The 22,840-nt window shown below is 24.0% G+C and carries 13 protein-coding genes; 12 read left to right on the top strand and 1 reads right to left on the bottom strand.

The annotated features are described in order from the left end of the window. Nucleotides 1-28: 28 nt before the first annotated feature. The 4 genes from SFLOR_RS03410 (at nt 29) to SFLOR_RS03395 (ending at nt 9,472) form a co-directional block, all read left to right on the top strand. Nucleotides 29-718, top strand: a complete 690-nt coding sequence (locus tag SFLOR_RS03410) for a hypothetical protein (RefSeq protein ID WP_100916691.1) — start codon at nt 29-31, stop codon at nt 716-718. A 64-nt stretch (nt 719-782) separates the two neighbouring features. Next, nucleotides 783-2,870 carry a hypothetical protein gene (locus SFLOR_RS03405; protein WP_100916690.1) on the top strand — a complete coding sequence of 696 codons (2,088 nt, stop codon included), beginning with the start codon at nt 783-785 and terminating at the stop codon, nt 2,868-2,870. A 2-nt stretch (nt 2,871-2,872) separates the two neighbouring features. Continuing rightward, nucleotides 2,873-7,384 carry an ABC transporter permease gene (locus SFLOR_RS03400; protein WP_100916689.1) on the top strand — a complete coding sequence of 1,504 codons (4,512 nt, stop codon included), beginning with the start codon at nt 2,873-2,875 and terminating at the stop codon, nt 7,382-7,384. A 15-nt stretch (nt 7,385-7,399) separates the two neighbouring features. Next, nucleotides 7,400-9,472: a hypothetical protein gene (locus SFLOR_RS03395; protein ID WP_100916688.1), complete on the top strand. Its 2,073-nt coding sequence runs from the start codon at nt 7,400-7,402 to the stop codon at nt 9,470-9,472. Nucleotides 9,473-9,511: 39 nt separating this feature from the next. Here SFLOR_RS03395 and SFLOR_RS03390 read toward each other — a convergent pair whose 3' ends face one another. Then, on the bottom strand, nt 9,512-10,264 hold the full coding sequence (locus SFLOR_RS03390) for a MurR/RpiR family transcriptional regulator (protein WP_100916687.1): 753 nt from the start codon (nt 10,262-10,264) through the stop codon (nt 9,512-9,514). Nucleotides 10,265-10,404: 140 nt separating this feature from the next. On the opposite strand from SFLOR_RS03390, the gene SFLOR_RS03385 reads away from it, so the two are divergent. From SFLOR_RS03385 to SFLOR_RS03350, 8 genes are all read left to right on the top strand, one after another. Next, nucleotides 10,405-11,766 (top strand): glycoside hydrolase family 1 protein, encoded by a 1,362-nt coding sequence (locus SFLOR_RS03385; protein WP_100916686.1) that lies wholly within the window; start codon nt 10,405-10,407, stop codon nt 11,764-11,766. Between the two features lie 4 nt (nt 11,767-11,770). Then, nucleotides 11,771-13,483, top strand: coding sequence for a PTS transporter subunit EIIB (locus tag SFLOR_RS03380; protein ID WP_100916685.1), 1,713 nt, complete (start codon nt 11,771-11,773; stop codon nt 13,481-13,483). 610 nt (nt 13,484-14,093) lie between these two features. After that, entirely contained in the window at nt 14,094-14,330 is a 237-nt protein-coding gene (locus SFLOR_RS03375; RefSeq protein WP_100916684.1) for a S1 RNA-binding domain-containing protein, read from the top strand. A gap of 278 nt (nt 14,331-14,608) precedes the next feature. Continuing rightward, nucleotides 14,609-15,661: a coiled-coil domain-containing protein gene (locus tag SFLOR_RS03370; RefSeq protein WP_100916683.1), complete on the top strand. Its 1,053-nt coding sequence runs from the start codon at nt 14,609-14,611 to the stop codon at nt 15,659-15,661. Between the two features lie 204 nt (nt 15,662-15,865). Next, complete coding sequence (locus tag SFLOR_RS03365) at nt 15,866-17,782, top strand: hypothetical protein (protein WP_100916682.1); 1,917 nt, start codon at nt 15,866-15,868, stop codon at nt 17,780-17,782. Nucleotide 17,783: 1 nt separating this feature from the next. Continuing rightward, a complete protein-coding gene (locus SFLOR_RS03360) occupies nt 17,784-19,550 on the top strand; it encodes a hypothetical protein (protein ID WP_157806944.1) in 1,767 nt (588 codons plus the stop codon). Between the two features lie 5 nt (nt 19,551-19,555). Beyond that, nucleotides 19,556-20,485 carry an ATP-binding cassette domain-containing protein gene (locus tag SFLOR_RS03355; protein WP_100916680.1) on the top strand — a complete coding sequence of 310 codons (930 nt, stop codon included), beginning with the start codon at nt 19,556-19,558 and terminating at the stop codon, nt 20,483-20,485. Nucleotides 20,486-21,060: 575 nt separating this feature from the next. Beyond that, nucleotides 21,061-22,797, top strand: coding sequence for a hypothetical protein (locus SFLOR_RS03350; protein WP_100916679.1), 1,737 nt, complete (start codon nt 21,061-21,063; stop codon nt 22,795-22,797). Nucleotides 22,798-22,840: the final 43 nt, after the last annotated feature.

Here is a 22,840-nt window from a genome sequence, read left to right as displayed (position 1 = left end):
TATTAAAGCAATAGGAGTTGAAAGAGATATGCTGTCGAAGATAAAATTATTTAATCCAAAACAAACTTTTTCTTTGCTTATATCTTACTCACTAATTGTAATTTATATATTATTTTTATTACTTTATAAAAATAACTCTTTTTTATTTGCAAATAAAGTATTAATTAATAACTTTTTTTTAACTTGTTTACTAGCGTATTTATTTATAAATCTTTTATCAATTCTTCTCACAATTAAAAATAAAGAAATAGATTGAAGAAATTTTATAAAGCTTTATAAAAAAAGAGTTGATTCAATTTTTATTTTTAAAGTTGTTTTAGTAGTAATTCCTTTAGTTCTTTTTATTACTATATTCTTTTTTAAAAATAAGGAAATAGCTGAATCAAACAATGATCAGTTAGTAACTATTTTTATATTATTTTCAATGAATTTCATTCTAATTGTTTCTTTAGTAATAATGATGATTATTTACAAAATACTTAAGAAAAGAAATCCTTTAATTGATTTTGAACCAATTAATTTCTTTATTTTTGATTTGCCATTATTTTTTATTAGACGAATTAGACCAATATTTAAAAAAGAAACTAAAAAAATTATTAAACAAATAAATAAAGTATTTGAATTCTTTAACGATTACTTTATATTTTTAAATTATGTATTTATGAAAAACAAAATTTTACTGTTAATTAAAAAGAAAAGTATTATTCCACTTGCTTAATTTTTTTAAAAAAGGAATTGTTCTTGCTTATATTTTTTAAAAAAATTAAGAAAGAGTGTGAATTATGAAAAAATTACTTATTTTAGGAGGAGTTTGTACAATAGGATTTGGTGCAGTGTTAGCACCAAGCATGTTAGTTGTAAAAGGGTTTGTTAGAAGTTTAGAACAGTATAATCCAAATGTAGATGAAGATGAATCGAAAAAAGTAGGAGAAGATGTAAAAGATAGTAATCAAGGTTATCAAAATATAAGCGTTCTAAATTTAAAATCTAATTTAGGATCAATTTCAGATATAAGTGAAGAGGGATTAATTAAAAGAATACAAGAAGTTAATCCAACATTAAAAGATAAAAAAATATATATTAAAGCTTTAACTTTGAAAAAAATAAAAATTACTGTTGAGAATTATACTGGAACTTTTGATTTTGATTTTAAAATTACAAGTTTAAATGGACTTATTAAAAATAAAGAACTTGGAAAAATTAAAAATATTAAATCAACAACAATTATTGAAAAAATAAAAGAGTTAAATCCTAATATTGCAGGTATGGATTTTATTAATGATATTGATTTAAAAGTATCATCACTAAATGAAATTAAATTAACATGAGCTAAAGAAACAAAAGAATCACAAGAAGAGTTAACTTTAACTTATGAATCAATTTCACTTGATGGAATTTTTATGAATACAGATTTGGGAGTAACAAATGACATTAGTTCTTCATGAATCTCAAATAAGATTTTGGAAATTAATAAAGAGTCTTCCTTCTTATCTAGTCAACAATATCAAATAATAATTTCTGATACATCAAAACAAACTCCAGAAAACGCAGTCATATCAATTAAATATAATAATCAAATTGTTAATTTCCAAGAAGGAAATGCTTTAATGGTTACTTATAATGTAAGTGATATAGCTGCTTTAATTAAAAATACAAATTTAGGTATTTTAAATAAACTTGATAAAGAAACAATTTTATCAAAAGTAAAAGAATTAAATCCTATATTTGCTCAATACAGTCAAGTAAATAGTTCTATTATAGATTTTGATTTAAATTCAGCTATTATTTCAAATCCAAATTTAGCAAATCGAATTAATTTAACTTTCCAAATTGATGATATAAATGTTATTGTTACTGAAAAAAATATTGGAAATATTTCAAACTATAGTGAAGAAACTTTAAAAAGAGATCAGTTAATTGTTGAAGCTATTAAAACATCTAATCCATTATTAAAAAAACTGCCAGCTTCAGATTTCATTATTAGTAATGTTGAAATTGGAGAGTTTGGAATAAATGACATTTTAATTAAAGATGTAAAATTTAATTTAAAAATAAAAAATTACAATGGAACTGTAAATGGAAAGTTTAATATTAGAAGAGAAAATATTTCTTCTTTAATAACAACAAAAAATTTAGGAAAAATTTATTGAATTAAAACTTCAGATATAATTCAAAAAATCAAAGATAAAAATGGAACAAATTTTAATGAAGATAGTGTGGACTTTTCAAAACCTAGTTATACAAGTATAGATTTAAAAGCAAAAGAAAAATCACTAAATTATTATGGACAAGTAAAAATAATTTATGAAACAGTGTTTAAAAAAATTAATGACTTTGATTTTAAAAATGCAGTGAATGGAAACTTAACAGCAGAATCTTTTGATTCAAAACAAGATGTACCAACAATGTATCAAACTCCAGATGATTCTACTTTTGAATTGCGCTATGCAATTCCAGACAGTTATGAGAGTTTAATAAATGCTGGTAAAAAAAATATTAATTTTAACTTATCAACAAAAGCTAAAAAGATGTCAGCAAAATCAGCTGTGTCTGCAGCAGAGTTAAAAAAATATGATAAAGAAAATATAAGTATTTCTTATGATTTTTCACAAGGAAATCAAAATGGAGAAAAATCTCTTAGAGAGTCTAGCTCAATTCCTGTTTCATTTAAAAGCGGATTTTTTTGTACATCAAGTACGAATATAAAATTTACAAGTAATTTCTATTATTCAATTAGTAAAACAAATGCTAATTCAATTGATTACTTTGTAATAAAAATAAAGATATCTTCTAAACTTCAAGATTGATCAGGATGTAGTAGTTTTCAATCATCATGATCAGTTGTTGTAAATAGTATAGAGGTTTCTTAATAATGAAAAAGAAAAGTAAAATGTTTTTAATAATAAAGTCTGGTTTTAAAACAAATATAAAAAATTTGGGACATTTACTTGTTTTGAGTTTTTTAGTAACAGTAGCTGTTCTTACAGGTATGTCAATATTTGTTGTACAAAATAGAGTTGATAAAAGCTATACTGACTTATTAAATAAATCTGTTCAACATGACTTTATAGTTGATGAAGCTAACTCTGCAAGAATCTCTTTTGATGAACATAATTGAATTGGGGGAGAAGATATTGATAAATTCTCAAATCAAGATTTATACTCTCAATACTTAATAAATTCTTTATCAAGAAAGGGAATAAAAAATTCTCAAGGTATTGTAACTGGAGATAGTTACTTTAGCTGATCTAGAACAGAGGGAAGAACTTTTTCAAGTGTAAAACTAAATAATAATGATTTAAGTATTAAAGCATTAACAAAAACTTCTATTGTAGATGAAAGATTTGAAGAAACAAAAGAAGAAAAAGTAATGGTGGACAAAATTATTTTAGAAGATGAAACAAAAGATAAATATTTTTCTTCAGATACTAAATTAGCTTCAAGAGAAGTTATTATTCAATCAAGTTTTGCTAAAAAAAATAATATTAAAAGAGGAGATATTATTAGACTTACAAGTGATGTTTATGGAAGTGAACTATTAGTTAAAAAAAATATTAATAATTTAACTTTTGGAAATGATGTAAGTATTAATGATTCAAAATTAGGAATTGAAGCAAGTGAGTATAAAGATCAAGTTTGATTTCAAGTAATAGGATTTGGAGCATCAGCTGATTTTGTTTATCCTGTTACAGAAGTTAACTCCTCAATTCCTTCTACAAAAAGAAATTTAGTAGTGTATGTGGCACCTTCAATTTTTGGTTTAAGCAAAGTAAATGTTAAATCAGAATATGGAAGTAAAATGCAACTTTATCTTTATAATATTGCAAGTAGTAAACTAAATCCAGAATCTGAAAAAGACAGAGAAGTTTATTTTTCAGGAAAGTTTAAAAATAAAAGTAATAATTCAGAATCCTATTTAAGAGCTTTTAATCAAGAGTGAATTAATTATGGAAATTTAAATATAAAAAATACTAAATTATTTTATTCTTTAAGAGATACAGAGTATAAATATTATTTTAGAACAGCAACTTATAGACAAGTAATTTGAGTTTATTGAATGTTTTCCGCATTTCTACTAATACTTCTAGTACTAATAAGTTTCTTTATTATTATTTTAATAATAAAAAAACAAATTGAAGAGACAAGAACAAAACTTGGAACATTTAAATCATTGGGATATTCTGATTTTTCTCTTTTAATGTTCTTTATATCACCTTCAATAGTTATAAGTTTTTTTGGTTCAATTTTTGCCTATATTCTTACACTGTCACTTCAAAATCAAATTGTAAACTTCTTTGCAACTTATTTTAATATTCACTTTTTAAAATTTAATCCAGTAGTGGGAGAATCAATTTTAATATTTGCATTTGTGTTATTTATATTAATGTCTTTAACTTTATTAATTGCTTATCTTGTTATTAAAGAAAGTGCTTTAAAATTATTGGCAGGAAATCTTGCAAAAACAAATTCAAAAGTTGGAAGAGGATTTAAATATCTTTTTAAAAATTCAAATCCAACAGTAAAATTACATTCAGCTTTATTAATGAGTTCAACAGGAAAAATATTTGCAACTTCTGCAACATTGTTTGTTTCAATAAGTTTAATTTCTTCAGCTGTAATAGTTCCAATAGTTTTACAAAAAAATAATACGGCAAGTTTTACAGGATTAAATTACAATGACATAGTTGAATTTAATGAACCGATTTCAAATAATCCTTCTACTTTTTTAAAAACTTATAATCCTAATAAAAAAGATAATTGAACTTACAAACAAGAAAATAATGTAACAGATATTTCTGAAGCTACAAATTCAAAACAAAAATATCAAACAGCTTATCCATTAAAATTAAAAGATTCTAAAACAGAATACAGTTATGATACAGAAAAAATAATTAAAGATTTAATGAACAATGATATTAGTTCTAATTTTTATTCATACAATATTCCTGTAATAGGTAATAATTTTGATTTATATAAAGAAATAACAAAAAATAATTATAGTAATTGAAAGAACATGTCTTTAGAGTATTTAAGAAAATTAGATGAAGTAACTATACCTTCAAGAGATACACAAGGAGTTCCTTATAATGCAATTGTTTCAATTATTAATCAGTGAACTGATTTTTCAAATTTAGTTGATAGCATTGAAAAAGTTGCAATAAAATCAATTAAACAAAATATTGATGATAACAAAGAAAATGTTGTAGAGATATCAAAAGAACTTCAGAATTTTTATAAAAAGTATGTAAATGCTTTACCATTAAATGTTACTAAAAAATATTTAACTGGCAGTGAGAACAAATTAAACATTGAAGAAATTAAAAAAATAAATTTTGACAATCAATTATTTGCAACTTCAACTAATAACATTTACTCTGAACAAAATGTAAAAACTCCTTTTAAGTTAGCTGCAAAAGGAAACAATAGATTGTTTTATGGGTATGATAAAAATTCAACAGATGCCAATTCAAAATGAAATTCAAAAGTTTTAGAATTTGCAAATAAAAATTTTGAATTGCAAAGTAAAAAAGTTTTCTTTAAAGAAAAAGATGTTAATGCAATTGATTTAGAAACTGTTGATTGAACAACTGAAGAATTTAAAATTTTTAACACTAATTTAATCTTATGATACTGAATAAATTTTGAATCAAAAATTGGAACCATGTTAATTGAAGCTACTTATCAACAAGCAAATAGTGTTGCTCAACAAAGTATTAAAAAAGCATTGTTGGAAGGAACAAACTACAATATTACAACAAACATTGTTCCTTATAATAAAGAAAATGACGAACTGGGAACAATGATTAATGGTACATATTTTTCAAATAGTAAATTGCAAAACATTAAAATTTATGGAATAAATAAAGGTTCAAAAGCTGTTAATTTGTTAGATAGAAGTGGAAATGATCTAAGTCAAAATTTATTTAAAAGATTAACAAATGATTACAAACAATATACGCCAATAGTTGTTAATGCAACTATTGCTGAAAAATTAAATTTAAAGGCAAAAGATGTAATAGATATTTCAATTCTGAAAAAAGAGTTAGTTGATAAAGAAAATAAAGCAATTGAGCTAGACAAAGTTGAAATGGGAATTAAGTCAAAATATAATTATGTTACTCAAACTTCAAATGATTATATTTCTGAGCATAAAAAAAACTATTTTGCCTATAATGATTCAAATAGAAGTTGAAATTCTGAATCAACAATATCAGTTGCAAAAATAAATGGATATAATGTTGCTTCAAATACTTTAGCTGGTATATCTCAAAAAACAGATATTCAAAAAGCAGCAGATAGTTCTGAAATCAAAAAAGCACAAACGGGAGAGAATAAAAAATTTGTTATTGCAGGTATTACTCAAAACTATGGTGACTCAAAAGCTTGAGTATCAAATGATAATGCTAATAAAATTTTAGGTTATGATAAAGTTAAAAAATATTTCTTCAATAATTTCTTTTTAAATGAGTGAAGAGATGGAAATGCTTTAAAAAATTTCTATGATCAAAGTATTATGAGCAAAATTAGCAAAACTCAATGAGAGGGTTTTATAAATTATTACAATAACTTCTTATTAGTTAAGTGAGCAAGTGGGGGCAATGATAGATTTATTACAGGAGCTGATAATCCTTATGATGAATATATCAACATGTTTTTAAAATTATCAGATGATTATGATAATCCAAATGGATTCAAATATGCTTCAAAATATTTATGACAGTTATTTGAAAATCAATATCCAATATTTAATTATAAATATTCAATAAGAGATGATTATAATGATCAAATTATAAATACTTCTAAAACTCAACCATTTGGTGATTATGGAACAATTGGTATGATGGGTAAATCAAATTTAGAAACTGATGATACAGGAACTTCAAAAATAACTTATATTCAAGGTTATGGAGAAAATGGATTAAAAAAAGTTGACTCATTAAAATTTAAAAGACAACTATTAGCTCAAGTTCAAGCAATTATTGGAATCATAATTTATTTAGTAACAGCAATTGCTTTAATAATTTCAGTTTCTATTATTGTTATAACTACAGTTTTAATTATTGGAGAAAATACTCAATTTATTGCTACAATGAAAATCTTGGGATACTCTGATAAATATATTATGTCTCAAATTATAGCAATATATATATTGCCAATCTTCTTAATGTTTATATTCGGATTTGTCACAGCATGATTTGCAATAGGGAGAGTAATAAAATATATTTCTTCAAATTACTCTTTTGCAATTCCTTATCAATTTTTAGGGTGAGAACCATTTGCTGTTCTTTCAATTCTAATACTAATGTATTTAATAACAATATTAATTTCATATAAACAATTTTCAAAAATAAGAGCAGTTGATTCATTGGCAATTAACAATTAGAAAGGATAGAAAAAAATGAAAAAATTACTTACAGTATTGTCGTGTATGACGTTAAGTTCTGTTTCAGTACTTTCAGTTACAAGTTGTACAAGTAAAAATGACTATGATAGTATATTTGATCAAAATAAACCTCAAGATGAAAATAAAGGTGACTTTATAGTTGATGGACCTGATCAAATTATTAAAAAATTAGAAAATATTGTTTCTAAAAAAGTTGTTGTAAATGTGTCAGTTAAAAGTGCTACAAATAAAATTCAAAAAAGTAATTTTGCATCAGAGGAAAAAATAATAAAAGAGTTAATTAGTAATATAAAAGAACAAGCCAATATAACAGAAAATGGTTTTACAATTACAATTGATTCTAATAACTCATTTTCTCTTCCAGAATTAAAAGGATTAAGCAGTGATGGAATTACATTTGACAATGATGCTTCTTTAGTCTATGGTCAAGCTTTTTTAAGATTAAATTATTTAGATAAAGAAATATATACAAAAGTATTTGAATGAACTATTCCAGAATATGAAGTTATTGAAAATGTAATTAATATATTACAAGTAAATAGTTATGCAAATGTAGGAGATTATAAGTCCAAAAAGATTGATATTCCCTTAGCTGATTTATCAGGAATGGGAATACCTTTAAAAATAACTTTAGGTACAATTCATACTTTTATATCTTTATTGAATATCACAAACTCTTCTAATTCTTTTTCTTCAACTAAAAGTGGAACCTCAACTGATTGAATGACAGCTATTTTAACTCCAATTAAAAAAATAGTTAATTTAAATGTTCAAGAATTAGCAGATGCAAATCCAAATGATGCAAATGGTCAATATATTTATAATGAATTTGATAAAAATTTTAGAAAATATTTTAAAGATCTTTTTGGAGCACTTGGAGGAGTTTTGAAAACTTTGGGTATGCAAGATAGTATTAAAATACCTGCAAGTGAAACTAAACCAGAAGTTGTTATAAAAATCTCAGAATTATTAGATACAAATATATTTGATATTGTAAATTTTGATCCAGACAGTATTGCAATGAATCAAGACTTGGGTATGGGGTTATCAATGAAAATGACTGCCAAAATTGGTTCAAAAGGTCAAAATAAAAAACTTCTTTTAGGTGATCTATTAGCAAATGTTGCTCCAAATATTGTTCATATATTTGCAAAATTTCTAAATCCAAAAACTTACAAACCTGAATTTGGAGGAAGTCACAATTTACTTTACATGTTATTAAAAGAATTAATAACAGATATGGATCCAAATTTATTAAAAATTAATGAAAAAAATAATCCAGATCATTTAAGTGCAAGTAATGCAAAAAGTGGAGTTGATTCATTGTTATTTAATTTAATGTTAGATTATAACAAAAATCGCAGAAAAACAGAAAATTTAAATTTATATATACATTTAAATTTAGATTTAAGTGGATCAGTTATTGGAGGAACAAAAAAAGTATTTGATGATAATTTATATGAAGTATTACAAGATATTAAAGTAGTTCCTGGAGAAATGGTTTTAAAAATTATTAATAGATTATTTAATTTTGAGGGAAAAAACTTTCTTGAATTAGATGAACTATTTTTAAGTCCTAACTTAAAAATAGAGTTTTTTGAAAACTCTGATATTAATTTAGAAGCAATAGTTGAAAGAATGGATCTTGATACAATTCGAAAACCAATTATTCAAGCAGCAGTTCCTTTAATAAAATCAACAATTACAGATAAATTAAATGGCGCAATGAATTCATTTTTACCTGAAATGTCTATGCAGAAAATAATAAATAGATTCCCTGGATTATTAATAAATGAACTTGGAGTTGATAAAAGATATTTAGATAATGCACAAGTAACTTTTAAAAAAGCTAAATTTGTATTTCAGTTTTATTCTTCAGAATCAAAAGAGTGAACTTCTGTTACAAAAGGAATCAACTCTAGAACTTTTGAAATTTACAGTAGTTTTAAATTGAAAGTAGTAGAAGCTCAATTTTTAGTAAAAGTTAATACTCAAACTAATAGTTTTGAATATTTAACAAAAAAAGATCTTACTTTTGATATTATCTTTTCAGATCAAGATAAATAATCTTAATGCTTCTTATAAAAATCCCTTTAAAAGGGATTTTTATAATTTATAAACAATTGAACTAAATAGATACATAATCAAAGATGAGCGAGTTGATTCTAAAATTGTTCCTCTATCATAATAGTCAACAATAATTATTTCTTGATACTTATCAAATTTATGTTTTTGAGAAGGTGAACAGACTATAAAAATATTGTTTGTCTTTTCTTTTAAAAGATTGTAGAAGTTAATAATATATTGATTGTCTAAACCAAAAGCAACAATAATAAATGTATCATTTTCTTTAACTTTATTTATTCAAGTTTCATTTAATTTTCTTTGATAATTAAAAAAAGCGTTATATCCAAGTAAATTTAATTCACTTATAAAAAGCTCTGTGTTAAACAATTGTTGATAAGAACTTATGGCAAATATATTTTCAGATTTTTTTAAAGAAGTTATCAAGCTTTGAATTTTTTCATTTTGACTGTCTAATAAATCTAAAGATTTATCTATTAAATTTCTATAAGAGTTACTATCTTTATTTTTTATATTTTTAGCAATTGATCAATCATAATATTCTGTTTCAACTTTTACTCTTATAGCCAATTCTTTAAAACCATCATAGCCATATTTTTTTGCAAAAGCTGTGATAACTGACTCAGAACAAAAACTTTCTTTTGAACACTCATTAATTTTGGGTGTTTTTTTATTTTCAATACAATTTAGTAGGTAATTGGCAATACTTACATGAGTTTGATTCTCTGGATTATTTTTTATTAAAATTAATTTCTCTTTAATACTTTTAAACATAATTTATCTCCTATTTTTATATTAACTTATATTCTCATTAATAAGAATTTTTTCTTATTTTCCTAAAAATTTCTCCATTACCTTAAATTCATTGTAAAAAAATATTCCAAACAATATTATTAATTTGGAGGTAACAAAACATGATTAAATTTCCCAAAAACTTTCAAATAGGAGCATCAATGAGCTCTATGCAAACTGAAGGAAAAGGAATAACAAAAATAGGAGAATTAACTTTTGATAAGTATTTTCAAGAGAGACCAGAGTTATTTTATAACAATGTTGGTCCAGAAATTACTTGTGATATTACAAAACACTATAAAAATGATATAAAAATGTTTAAAGAAATTAACTTAGATTCTATAAGAACTGGTTTTTCATGAGCAAGATTGTTTCCTGATGGAAAAACTTTAAATCAACAAGCAGTTGAGTTTTATCATCAATATTTAGATGAATACAGAAAAAATAATATATTAATCTATATGACTTTATTTCACTTTGATATGCCCCTATGAGCGCATCAAAAAGGTGGATGAGCTTCAAGAGAAGTAATTGATTTATTTATCAATTATTGTGAATTTGTTTTTAAAGAATATGGTGATAAAGTAGATTACTATGTAACATTTAATGAGCCATTAGTGCCAGTATATGAAGGATATTTAAATGATAAACACTATCCTGCAATTGATGATCCAAAACAAGCAGTAGAACAAGTTTATGGAATCTTTTTGGCTCATTCAAAAGCACTTTTAGCTTTTAGAAAGTATAATTTAAAATCACCAATTGGACTTGTTTTTAATTGAAATTATACCTATGCTTTTTCTGATTCTCAAGAAGATAAAGAAGCTGCAAAAATCTATGATGCTTATGTGAATAGAGGTCCTTTAAATATAATGTTTAATGGAACAATCGATCAAATTTTAATAGATACTTTAAAACAATATTCATTATTGCCTAAATATAGCAAAGAAGAGTTAGAAATTATTAAAAAAACTAAAATAGATTTTTTAGGAATTAACTATTATTTCCCTTGTAGAGTAAAAGCAAAAAGTAATGGTAAAAAAAGATGAATCATGGATGAATTTACTATTGAAATTCCAAAAAATGCTAAAATAAATTCTCATCGAGGATGAGAAATATATCCTGATGCTCTATATGAAATTGGAATGGAAATAAAAGAAAAATATGACAATATAGCTTGATATATTGCAGAAAATGGTATGGGTGTTGAAAATGAAAATAGATTTAGAGATGAAAATGGAGTTATCAGCGATGATTATAGAATTGAATTTTTATTTGAGCACATGTCTCAAATAAAAAAAGCAATTAACAGTGGTTCAAATTGCTTTGGTTATCACATTTGAGCTGCACTTGATTGTTGAAGTTTTAGAAATGCTTTTAAAAATAGATATGGTCTTATTGAAGTTAATTTAGAAGATCAGAGTAGAAAATTTAAAAAATCTGCGTATTGATACAAAGATTTAATTTTAAATAAGAAGGGATAAAGCTATGATAAAGAAAAAATATATTGATTCAGTTCAAGAACTTTTTGAAGATTTAGGTGGATATGCCAATATTGATTATTTCACTCATTGCATGACAAGAATGAGATTTCACTTAAAAGATTGAAGTATAGTAAATGAAGCAAAAATTAAAGCTAGCAGTTATGCTACAGGTATTAATAAAAATCAAGGTGGAGATGAATATCAAATAATAGTGGGTATGGATGTAGCAGATTTCTATGATACTTTTTGTGAAATAAATGGTTTTGACAAAGATGGAAAAACTATTATCTTTAAAGAGATTTCACAAAAAGATACTAATTTTAAAACTAAACAAATTGAAGATATTAAACAAATGAAAGATAAATTTAAAGTAAAAGGACTTACAAATAAATGTCTATCTTTTATTTCTAAAGTATTTTCACCAATCGTCTATCCTCTAATAGGATATGGACTACTTTTAACTCTTTGATCAGTGATGACAGTTGAATGAAGTGGAAAAGACAGTTCACTTGCCTCAACTGTACATTTCTTTGGCGAATTTGCAAGCATTTTAGATGTTTTAACAAGCACATTTTCATTGTTTATTACAATAGCTGTAAGCTATACTGTATTTAAAGCGATGAGGTGTACACCAATCTATGGAATTTTAATTGGAGTTGTATTAACTGCACCAGGATTAGTTGCCATGGGAGATGTAAAACCTGAATCTGGACAAACAATTTTAGGTGTTTATCCAGGATGAACTCTTTTCGGAGAAGGAATCACTTATCCTTGAAAAATTAATTTTAATGGTTTAATGGTTCCAATGATATTTATTGCTATTTTTGGTGCTTACATGGAAATATGAACATCAAAAATAAAAAACACTACTGCAAAAAACATAGTAGGGCCAATTGCTATTATTGGAGTTACATTTTTATTTGCAATCTTTGTAGTGGCACCAATTGGAATGTTATTTACAAATTATTTATCTATATCTGTAAATTGATTGAGTACTAACAGTATTGCCAAATATATTGCTTTACCTTTACTTGGAGCTGCTTATGGTCCACTTGTAATTACAGGTTTACATCATTCTTTAACTCCAATCATTTTACAAGGACAAGCAGCATATGGAACCACTATTATTCAAGGTCTTTGTACACTTTCAAACATCTCACAAGGTGTAGCAACTATTGCTTTTGTTGTATTGAACAGAAGAGTAAGACAATTAAAAGAATTGGGTGTTTCTAATGGAGTTTCTGCTATTGTTGGGGGAATTACTGAACCATCTCTATTTACAGTAAATTTAAAGCATTTATTTCCACTAATTGCATGTTCAATAGGTGTCTTTTGTGGAAGTTTAGTTTTAGTTGCTTCAAATACATTTGCTGTACAAGGTGCTAGTTCTATTTTTGGATTTTTAATGTTTCAACACAAAGCTCCAGAATTAACAGGAGCAACTACTTGAATTGGAGGAGGTTATGTATGGGGTGGAATCTCTATTCTTGTAAGCTGTAGCGTTACTTTTACAATGACCCTAGTTTTAGGAAAAATTAAATTTTTTGAAAAAAGAACAAGAGATTTATTATTAGAAGATTACAATGAAGATATTTACGAATTAAAAGCAATCTCTAAAAAAGACTTTAAAGAATTGATATTAAAAGATAAACAATCAAAATTAGCTTTAAAAAATCAAATTAAAGCAGAAAAAAACAATAACAGATCAATAAAATAATAAAAAGGGAAAAATATTTTAAAAATTACTTTTTTTCAGTAAAATTTTTTCCTGTTTCTAGATAAAAATATTTTATCTCCCACTGGATTTAAAATTACTATGTAAGAAGTATACGTTTTATGAAAGGGTAATAGACGGAAAAAATGGTGTTATTAGATCAATATTTAGTTCTAATATAGTCATTAAGTTCTTAATTTTATTTAACTATTGAAAAATCCAAAATAAAATATTAATAAATCTTAAAAATTTTTATTAAACCTATAATTTTAAAAAAAATGTAAATTTCTCACAATTTGGAGGAGTTAAGATATATTTGTATGGAAATTAGTTCTTGCCCAATAAATGGGTATTTAAGAAAGGGATATAAACCTTTTTTAACTGGAAGAATCTGTAAAAAGCACTATAAAGCAATGAAAAAGAAAATTCCAAAAAAAAGATCGTACTTTTAAATTAGTAAATTAGCTTATTTAAATAACAAAAAAATTATGTTTATAACTTATCAATAAAATATTTTTTTAATTCAATTATAAAAATATTTTATTTTTTATTCAAAAAAACCTATCAAAATTATAAAAATAGTTTATAGTTAATTGAGTAAGGAGAATTTAATATGGGAACAATTGTAAATATTACTATTACTAAAATCGTTGATTTTGGAGCATTCTGTGATGCTGAAATTGATGGAAAAATCTACAAAGGTTTAATTCACATATCTGAAATTGCTGACGCTTATGTTACTAATGTAGCTGACTATGTAACTGTAGGTCAACAAATGGAAGGTTATGTAATTTCAACTGATGAAAGCAAAGACCAAGCTAAATTATCATTAAAAAGAGTATCAAAATAATAATATAGCTGTCATTTGAATTAGAGGTAGAGGTTTTAGTATTATTATTACAAATGTCTTTATTTTAAATTGCTGATTGTTTATTAAAATATTTTATTTAAGAATAATTTATAAAAAACTTCTCTTTTAGGTGAGAAGTTTTTCTATTTAGACCAAAAGCATTGATTTTATTTGATTTTTTGTGTATTATTATATTGAAAGATTTTTAGAAATGTATATAATCTATTACTGCATTTATAAAAAAATGTATTCTTTTAAATTAAGAGGAGGCAAAAAATATGTATTATGTTTTTTCAAATGGGCGTGTTTTTTATGTTGTAGATAGATTTATGAACGTTATATATAAATTCATGACACTTGTTGAAGCTCAACAAGTAGCATCATTTCTAAATTATCAAGGTTCTATAAACACTCATTTTCCAATGAGAATGAATGGTGGTTTACCAATTAATAATATAAATAATTTATTGCCTTATGATGGTTTCTCTGGAAAAGTAAAAAATTTTAATTTACCAATTCCAAATAAAAATATGTATCTAAAACCAGATGAAAGTACTTATGATGAATATATTAAAAATAATCCACTAATTAATCAAATGGATGAAATAAATGAACTTAATAATCGTAGAAATAAAAAATTAGATAAAAACAATAATGAAGAGTTTTGAAAAGCTAAACTTCAAGAATTGGAAAAATCTTTAAATGAAAAAAATAAGCAAAAAGAAGATGAAAATAGTTTAAGAATACAAGAAGCTTTAAAAGCAAAAATTAGAAAATTAGAAGATGCTTTAAAAACTCAAGAACTTTTAAGTGATGAAGCTGCAGAAGAAGAGAAAAAGACTTTAAAAGCAAAAATCAAAAGATTAGAAGAAGCTTTAGAAGAACAAGAAGCATATAAAGCAAAAATTAAAAAATTAGAAGAAACTTTAAGAAATCAAGAAAATATTAGAGATGAATTATCTTCTGAAGAAAAAAGAATGTTAAAACAAAAAATCAGAGAATTAGAAGCTACATCTGAAGAACAAGAAGCTTTAAAAGCAAAAATTAAAAAACTAGAAGATGCTTTAAAAAATCAAGAAAATGAAAGCATGGAATTAAGTTCTGAAGAAAAAAGAATGTTAAAACAAAAAATCAGAAGATTAGAACAAGATTTAGAAGAGCAAAAAACTATTGATTTTGAAAATAATCAAGAAGTTGAAAAACTAAGAACAGAAATTAAAGAATTAAGAGCTAAAAAAGCTGAAATAATCTATAGAGATGCAGAAGAAGATCCAAATGCATTCTTAACAACAAGAGAAATTAATAACTTTATTCAAGAAATTGAGAAATAATATAGTTATATAAAAGTAAAATTAATATTGAATTAAAAAGAAAATAATTTAAAAAAAGTATATAATAAATAATTACATTTATCTATTGCTTTTTTTTTTTTTTTTTTAATATCATAAGAAGGATAATTTGAATTAAAAAATAATAAAAATTTATAGATACTTATTTGACTTTTTTCAAGTACTTATTTGAAAGAAGGAAGAAAAATGAAAGCTTTATTAAACCTATTAGCAGGTTTTGGTATTGTAGCTTCAGCAACAACTACAGTTATTGCTTGTGGAACAAAAAAGGATGAAGATAAAAATCCTTCAAAACCTAATGAAGATATTTCTGAACTTATTAAAGAACTTAAAACAAAAGCAAGTGATATTATAAGTTCTCATATAAATTCAAAAAAAGATAAATTATTGGGATTAGTAAATGATGGAGTTCAATATAATTTCTTTAATAGAGAAAACATTGAAAAGTATGGAAAATCAACAGATATTTCTACTTATTCAACTAAAGAAGAAATGACAGAAGAAATTAAAGAAAATATTGCAAAAGATTTCAGCAATATTTTAAACACTTCAGATTTAGAAAAACAATTAAATGATATAAGCAAAACATCAGATAAATATGATGTTATACTTTGAAACGGTTCAGTTGTTGACTCTATTGACTTTGATAAAAGCTCTATTGATATAAAATATACTAATAAAGATTGACAACAAGAACAATTAACAAAAGCTAATGATGATTACTTTTTATCATCAACAATTATTAAAATAAATATAGCAATTCAATATAAAAATGAAGATGGGATAAAAGAAAACTTTACAACAACTACACCCTTATCATTTACTTATACAAATGATAAAACTATAGTTGAAATTATTAAAAATATTCAAACAAATATTAAAAAAGATTTCTTAGCAACTGATTCTAAATACTCATGATTGGATTATAAAAATAGTGCATTAAATATTTCTCAAAATAAAACTTATGAAATGTTTGATTTATTTAATGAAAATAAAAGAATGCAAGCACTTAAAAAAATTTATACTTCTGATGAGTTTAAAACAGATTTTTCAAGTTTTATTAAATCAAAATATTTAAATAATATTAATATAAATTTAGAGTATGAAGATAACAAAGTTAATTTTAAATCAAATACTGTAACTAAAAAAATAGAAACAACAAAACATGATTACTTTTTAGATAAACAAAACAGTGAAGAGTATTCTGCAATAACTAAAGCTGTTATGGAAAAAATTCAACAATATGGAGATCAAATTGCTTTTAAAGATTATGGAACTAAACAAGTAAATAATGCAATTTATTCTTTATTAAATAAGAATTTAAAAGGTATGCTTTCTAATTATCAAACTGATTTTAGTAAGTTTTTAACAGCAAATAGTTATGAAGGAAATTACAAAAAAACTAATTCATTTATGCATGGAAATGTTTTACTTGAAGGTTTATTAATGAGAATAAATGAAAATTATGTTTTACCAATTAATGCTTTTGAATTAAGCTATTCTGCTTCTATTGATAATAGTGAAAGCAGTGATAATAACAATGACACAATGATAAAAGACACATCTTTGGGAAATGCAATTTACTTTAATGTAATTAAAGGTCTTGAATCATTTCAAAATGTTTTTGATACAAGAGAACCAACAATTTTAAACAATAGTGGAAGCAAGCAATTTAGAACACCATTTGCATTTAGTGGTAAAGTAAGAGATGGTCAAATTGAAGAAAATATTTGAGACAAATTGAAAAATAGTGATGGAAGCTTTGTTTGAAATCTTAATGAATCCTTATCATTAAATTATAAGAATCAAATTAATTTCAGAGATAAATTATTAGAGGAAGGATATCAATCAACATTTAGATTAGCAACAACAAACTTTAATTCAAATAACTCAATAAATGATATTGAGAAATGGTATGGTATTTATTCAGACTTAGAAGTAACTGATCAAGGTTATAAAGAAACAAGATTATTTAGTGGATTCACAAGTAGAACTACTGCATTAGCTATAAAAATGAATTTCATTTATATTGCTTTTGTTTGTGAACAATATAAAGCAGATAGTTCACTACAGTCAATTTTTATTGAAAGAAGTAAAGGTTAATTTGTTAACTACAAATAAAAAATTAGCATCTACAATCTCTTTTAAGAATATATTAATATTTAATTTTAAAATGATTTTTCGTGAAAAATCATTTATTATTTTAAATTTGTTTTTATTAACTTTTCCAATAATATATTCTTTAACTTTTCTATTTTTAGATACAGGAGAAAAAATTGTAACTTATTTTAATTTTTATATCATTATTTACATTTCATTGTTTATTTTCTTAATAATTTTAAGATCATTACAATTTTTTCTGGTTAACATTATAGATAATAAATTGCTTTATCTTGTCTTATCAAATCAAATTTCTAGACTAAAAATGTTGTGCGGTCAATTTATATTAATACTTGGAATTGCTTTTATAAATATATTATTTTCTTGTATTGTTATTATAGCTGCATCAACTTTCATGTCAGATAATTTTAAATTAGTGCTAAGACTTAATTTAGCATTTTTAGCATACTCTTTTATGTCTTGTTTATTTTTAATATCTTTTATTTTGCTCTTATTGCTAGTTACTTCTTTGCAAGTAACAACAATAATTTGCACCTTATTGATCTCTATAACTTTTTTATCAAACATTCCAAGACAATTCATAACTACAAAAGAAGAGCAATCTACAATAAAATTTAACTATAATGGAGGGCAATTGTATAAAATCCCTGATTTATATGACTCATTTGATTTACAAGACTATATTGTAAACTATAAAGTTAAATACCCTTATTTATCTTTTGCTTTAAATAAGTTTATGGTCGAAGATAATCAATTTACTAAGGAAAGTTTTGTAACTAATGAATCAATTTCAAATAGACTAAATAATTTTTGAACTTCCTTAGGAGTTATAAACAATACAGAAATGCTGATTTTGAAAGATAATTTAAATCTAAAAACTTTACCTGTTGATGCTGCTCTAACAGATTTAGCAGCTTTTAAACCAAATGACTCAGTTGATTTTAAAATCTATTTAAATAAAACTTTTATAGATGAAGTTGCTTTAAAAGAATTAGCTTATAATTCACAAGATAAAAGTCAATCAGAGAAATTAGTATTACAAGATCTTTACAATTTTTTAAAAACAATTCAAAATCAACTTTCAAATTTTAAAGAATTATCAAGTGATTACTTTAATGAGTTTGTTTTTGTTGATGAATCAAAAAGTAAAATTTATAAAGACAATAAAACAATAAGTGCAACAATGAGAAAAGATTATTTAGTTAATCTTTACAAATATAACTTAAATGCAACTTCTTCATTGCAAAATGGTTTAACATTGAAACCTGGAGTAAATGAAAATAAATTTGTTAAAGAGGATTTATTTTTACCTTTAATGTTAGCTGCCAGAATTTTAGAAGAGTATTTTATAAATTATACAAGTAAGTATATTGTTGCTACAAATTATCAAGTAGATGTAAACAATGAAGGTTGAATAAATTATTTAAAAGCTAGAGAAAAATTTGACTGATATAACAATGTAAATATATTTAATGGAATTTGAACAAATTATGCAAACTTTTCTGGATTTTCTTATGATGATTTTTGATTTAAAAATTACTCAAAATCTAAAATAGAGTTAAATGAACAAAAAAATTTATTTTTAAGTTATAAAAATTATACTTTTAAACTAAATGAACAAAATATTATTAACAAAAACTCTTCTAAAAACTATATACAAGCTTGAATTTATTTAGCCATTCAGTCTTGTTTATCTTTAATTTTCATTTTGATTGGAAGTTATAAATTTAGCAGAGCTGATTTGAGGTAGATAAAATGCAAATAGTTATTAAGAATTTTTTAAAGAAATTTAAACAAAATAAGGTTGGGCCAATTTCATGTGAAATAAAGAAAAATAGAGTAACAGCTATTCTTGGTTCAAGTGGCAGTGGTAAAAGTGTTTTAATTAACTCAATTATTGGTGCTACAAAGAAATTTAAAGGAGATATTTTAATAAAAAATATCTCTAGAAAGAAATTATTTAATTATAAAGTAAATAGAGAAATAACTTTTTATACTCAAATTGATTTTGCTCTTTATGATATTAAAGTAACTTTTTTTCTAAAAACCATGTGCTTAAGTTTTGGAATAAATAAAAAAGAAATTAATTCAAAAATAGAGTATTGATTAAAGTTTTTTGATCTTTGAGAAGCAAGAAATAAGAAAATAAGTAACTTCTCATGAGGTATGAAAAATAGATTAAATCTAATTCTTTGTTTTATAAAAGACTCAGAAATTATTATTATGGATGAACCAGGAGCTAATTTAGACTCTGTTTGAAGATACAAAATAAAAAAACTGCTAATAAATTATAAAGAGCAGGGCAAAACTATTATTATTACAGTTCACAATATTGATGAAATAGCAGATATTATTGATGATTATATAATTTTAGAAAAGGGAGAAAAAATCTTTGAAGGCTCAAAAGAAGAGTTAGATTTATATCCTAAATATAAATTATTTATTAAACAGAAATTTAACGTAGAAAATCTTAAAAATTTTCTTGCTAAATATAATATTAAATCCTTTAAATATGATGAAACTGAAAACTCCTTAATTATAGGAATTAAAAATCAAAAACAAATAAACTATTTATTCTTATATTTAATAAAGAATAATTTACCATTATCAAATGTTAATAGTTTACCTATAAATATGGAAGCTATTCATAAAGCATTAGAATCTAGACAGTTAGACGTAAAGTAGTTTAAAATATTTATTTTTTATCAAAAGAAAGTAATTCAAAAAGTATGTATTATATTTTAATTAAAAACAGTAGTTATTTTGTTGTAAATATGAATATTATTGCTATATATAGCACATATTTTCAAGCACAACAAACAGTTGATCACTTAAATTAACAAATAATGTTGTTTAATTTTTATAATCTTGAATTAAACGATATTAATTATTTATGCCAATTTCCTCTATATTTGAATTACTACAATATATCTAAAAATGCTTTTTGAAGTGAACAAAATTGGAATAATTATGCAAATCCAATATTTTAATTAAACTTATTGTAATTTTTTATTAAATTTAAAAGATTATTAAAGATAGTTTATTTTAAATAACCATTTTAAATAAGTGTTTTAGAATTTGAGAAATTAAAAAATTTATAAAAGTAAGTCAAAAAAAGATAAATATCTCTTTTATACTTACTTTTTTATTTTCTCAAATCTAAAAAATAAGGAAAATTTATTATTTTTTTTGCTAAGTGGTATAATTTTATTAGTGATTTTAAAAATTTACATTTTAGTAATAAAAATAAGGGAGGAAATATGATTAAAAAAGTTAACAAAACAAAGACTTGATTTAAAACTGTTTTAGGAATTAATGCAGCCACTTTAATGACTGTTGCACCATTGAGTGTAATGTCTTGTTCAACTAATGTTAATTATAGTAATGACAATTATTTTGATAGACCTATGAACTGATATAGTCCTTTTAACTCTAAAGAAGGAAATGCTAATGCTTTTGCAAATGATTCATGTTCAATTTTATGAGATGAAGAGCAACAATTATTTTATAGTTGAATGCTATTTAGAGATGGAAAAGGCTTTCCAGCAGGGTGAATTGAAATGACATCACCTGATTTAAATAAATGAACACAAGGTAAATATAGAATAAAACAAGGTAGAGAATTTTCAACTATAAATGGTAAAGGATCAACTTCAGCATTGGGTGGATCTGTATGAGTTGATACTCAAGGAAGATACTTTGAAAAAGGTGATGTTGTATTTGTTTTATCAATGCAACCTTCAACAATTTTGAATCAAGATGAATCACAAGAAATTGGTAAAAAAAACTCATTAGATTCACAAAAATCAGTATCTCATGGAAGTAATTATTCATCAGGATATGAGACAACAGATGAAAGTGGAATTGCCTATTTTGTTTCACACGGTTTAGGAAAAGATTTTTATACATCTGGGGTTTTATCTAAAGAATGTTTAAATGATGATGGAACAATGGATTGAAGAGATACTGCTCTTTTTCAAGTAGAAGATGAACTTTATTTTGCAATATCTGCTCACAATAGATTAGAGTTTTGAAAAATAAATTATTTTTCAGATAAAGAAAAAATAGAAGATGAGCCTAAAATTACTAAAGTGAGTGAACTTTATGTAAGAAATATTGGTGTTGAAGTTCCCAATGTAGTAAGAATTGATGAAAATCTTTGATATGTATCAGCTTCAGTTCAAGATAATCCTTTTGGTGGACCATTTCAATCAGCATGATGAGCATTATGTGAGTGAGATGAAAAACAAGGTTTTATACCTGTTAAAAAAGATGAAAACGGAAAATATCAAAGAATGGATCTTGATAAATTACAAAATATTGAAGCAGAAAAAATAGTTCAAAAAGAACAACCAAAGAATAAAGTTTTAGATTGAGAAAATAGTAGTCAAAAGCACCTTATTAATCCTTGAACTCCAAATGAATATGGAACAGAAGGATATGCACAAAGAGTTGTAAATCCTTATCAAACACAAGTTCAAGAATTGCTTAACAGTGGTAAAAAGTTTGACAGTGCAGAAATAAAGTCTAAAAACTTATTAATAGCTCGTTCTATGGCCTCTAATTGAGCATATGATACTGATATATGGTCTTGAAAAGGTGGACTGTTTGGTAGTGAAAAAATTGAATGAAATGAAGATCATTCAAACTTTGAATTTTCACCTTATGATAAAATTGCAGGTTTTTCTGATAATGGTACAGCAGTTTATTACTTAAAAGGAAATGATCTTAAAAATGGATATGTTTTAAACTTTGATAACAAAAAATTCATTTTTAGTTTAAAAAATAAAAAAATAGTTTGAGATAACCAAGTTAACACAAAACTTAAAAAGTGAAATACTCAAGGTGGTCCAGCAGATGAAAATGATCAAATTATTATCGTTTGAAATAAATGTACTTTAACTTTCTATAATAAAACAAAAAATTGAAATGCACATTTCATGTTGCCACAAGGTACAACTCATGAAATAAATAGTGGAGCAAAATCAATTGTTTAATATAAATTAAATAGCTAAATAAAAACACAGGTTTATAGTCTAA

It is taken from the genome of Spiroplasma floricola 23-6, from assembly GCF_002813555.1.
Lineage (GTDB): Bacteria > Bacillota_I > Bacilli_A > Mycoplasmatales > Mycoplasmataceae > Spiroplasma_A > Spiroplasma_A floricola.
The sequence above is the reverse complement of the archived record's forward strand: the minus strand, read 5'-3'. Positions and strand labels throughout refer to the sequence as shown.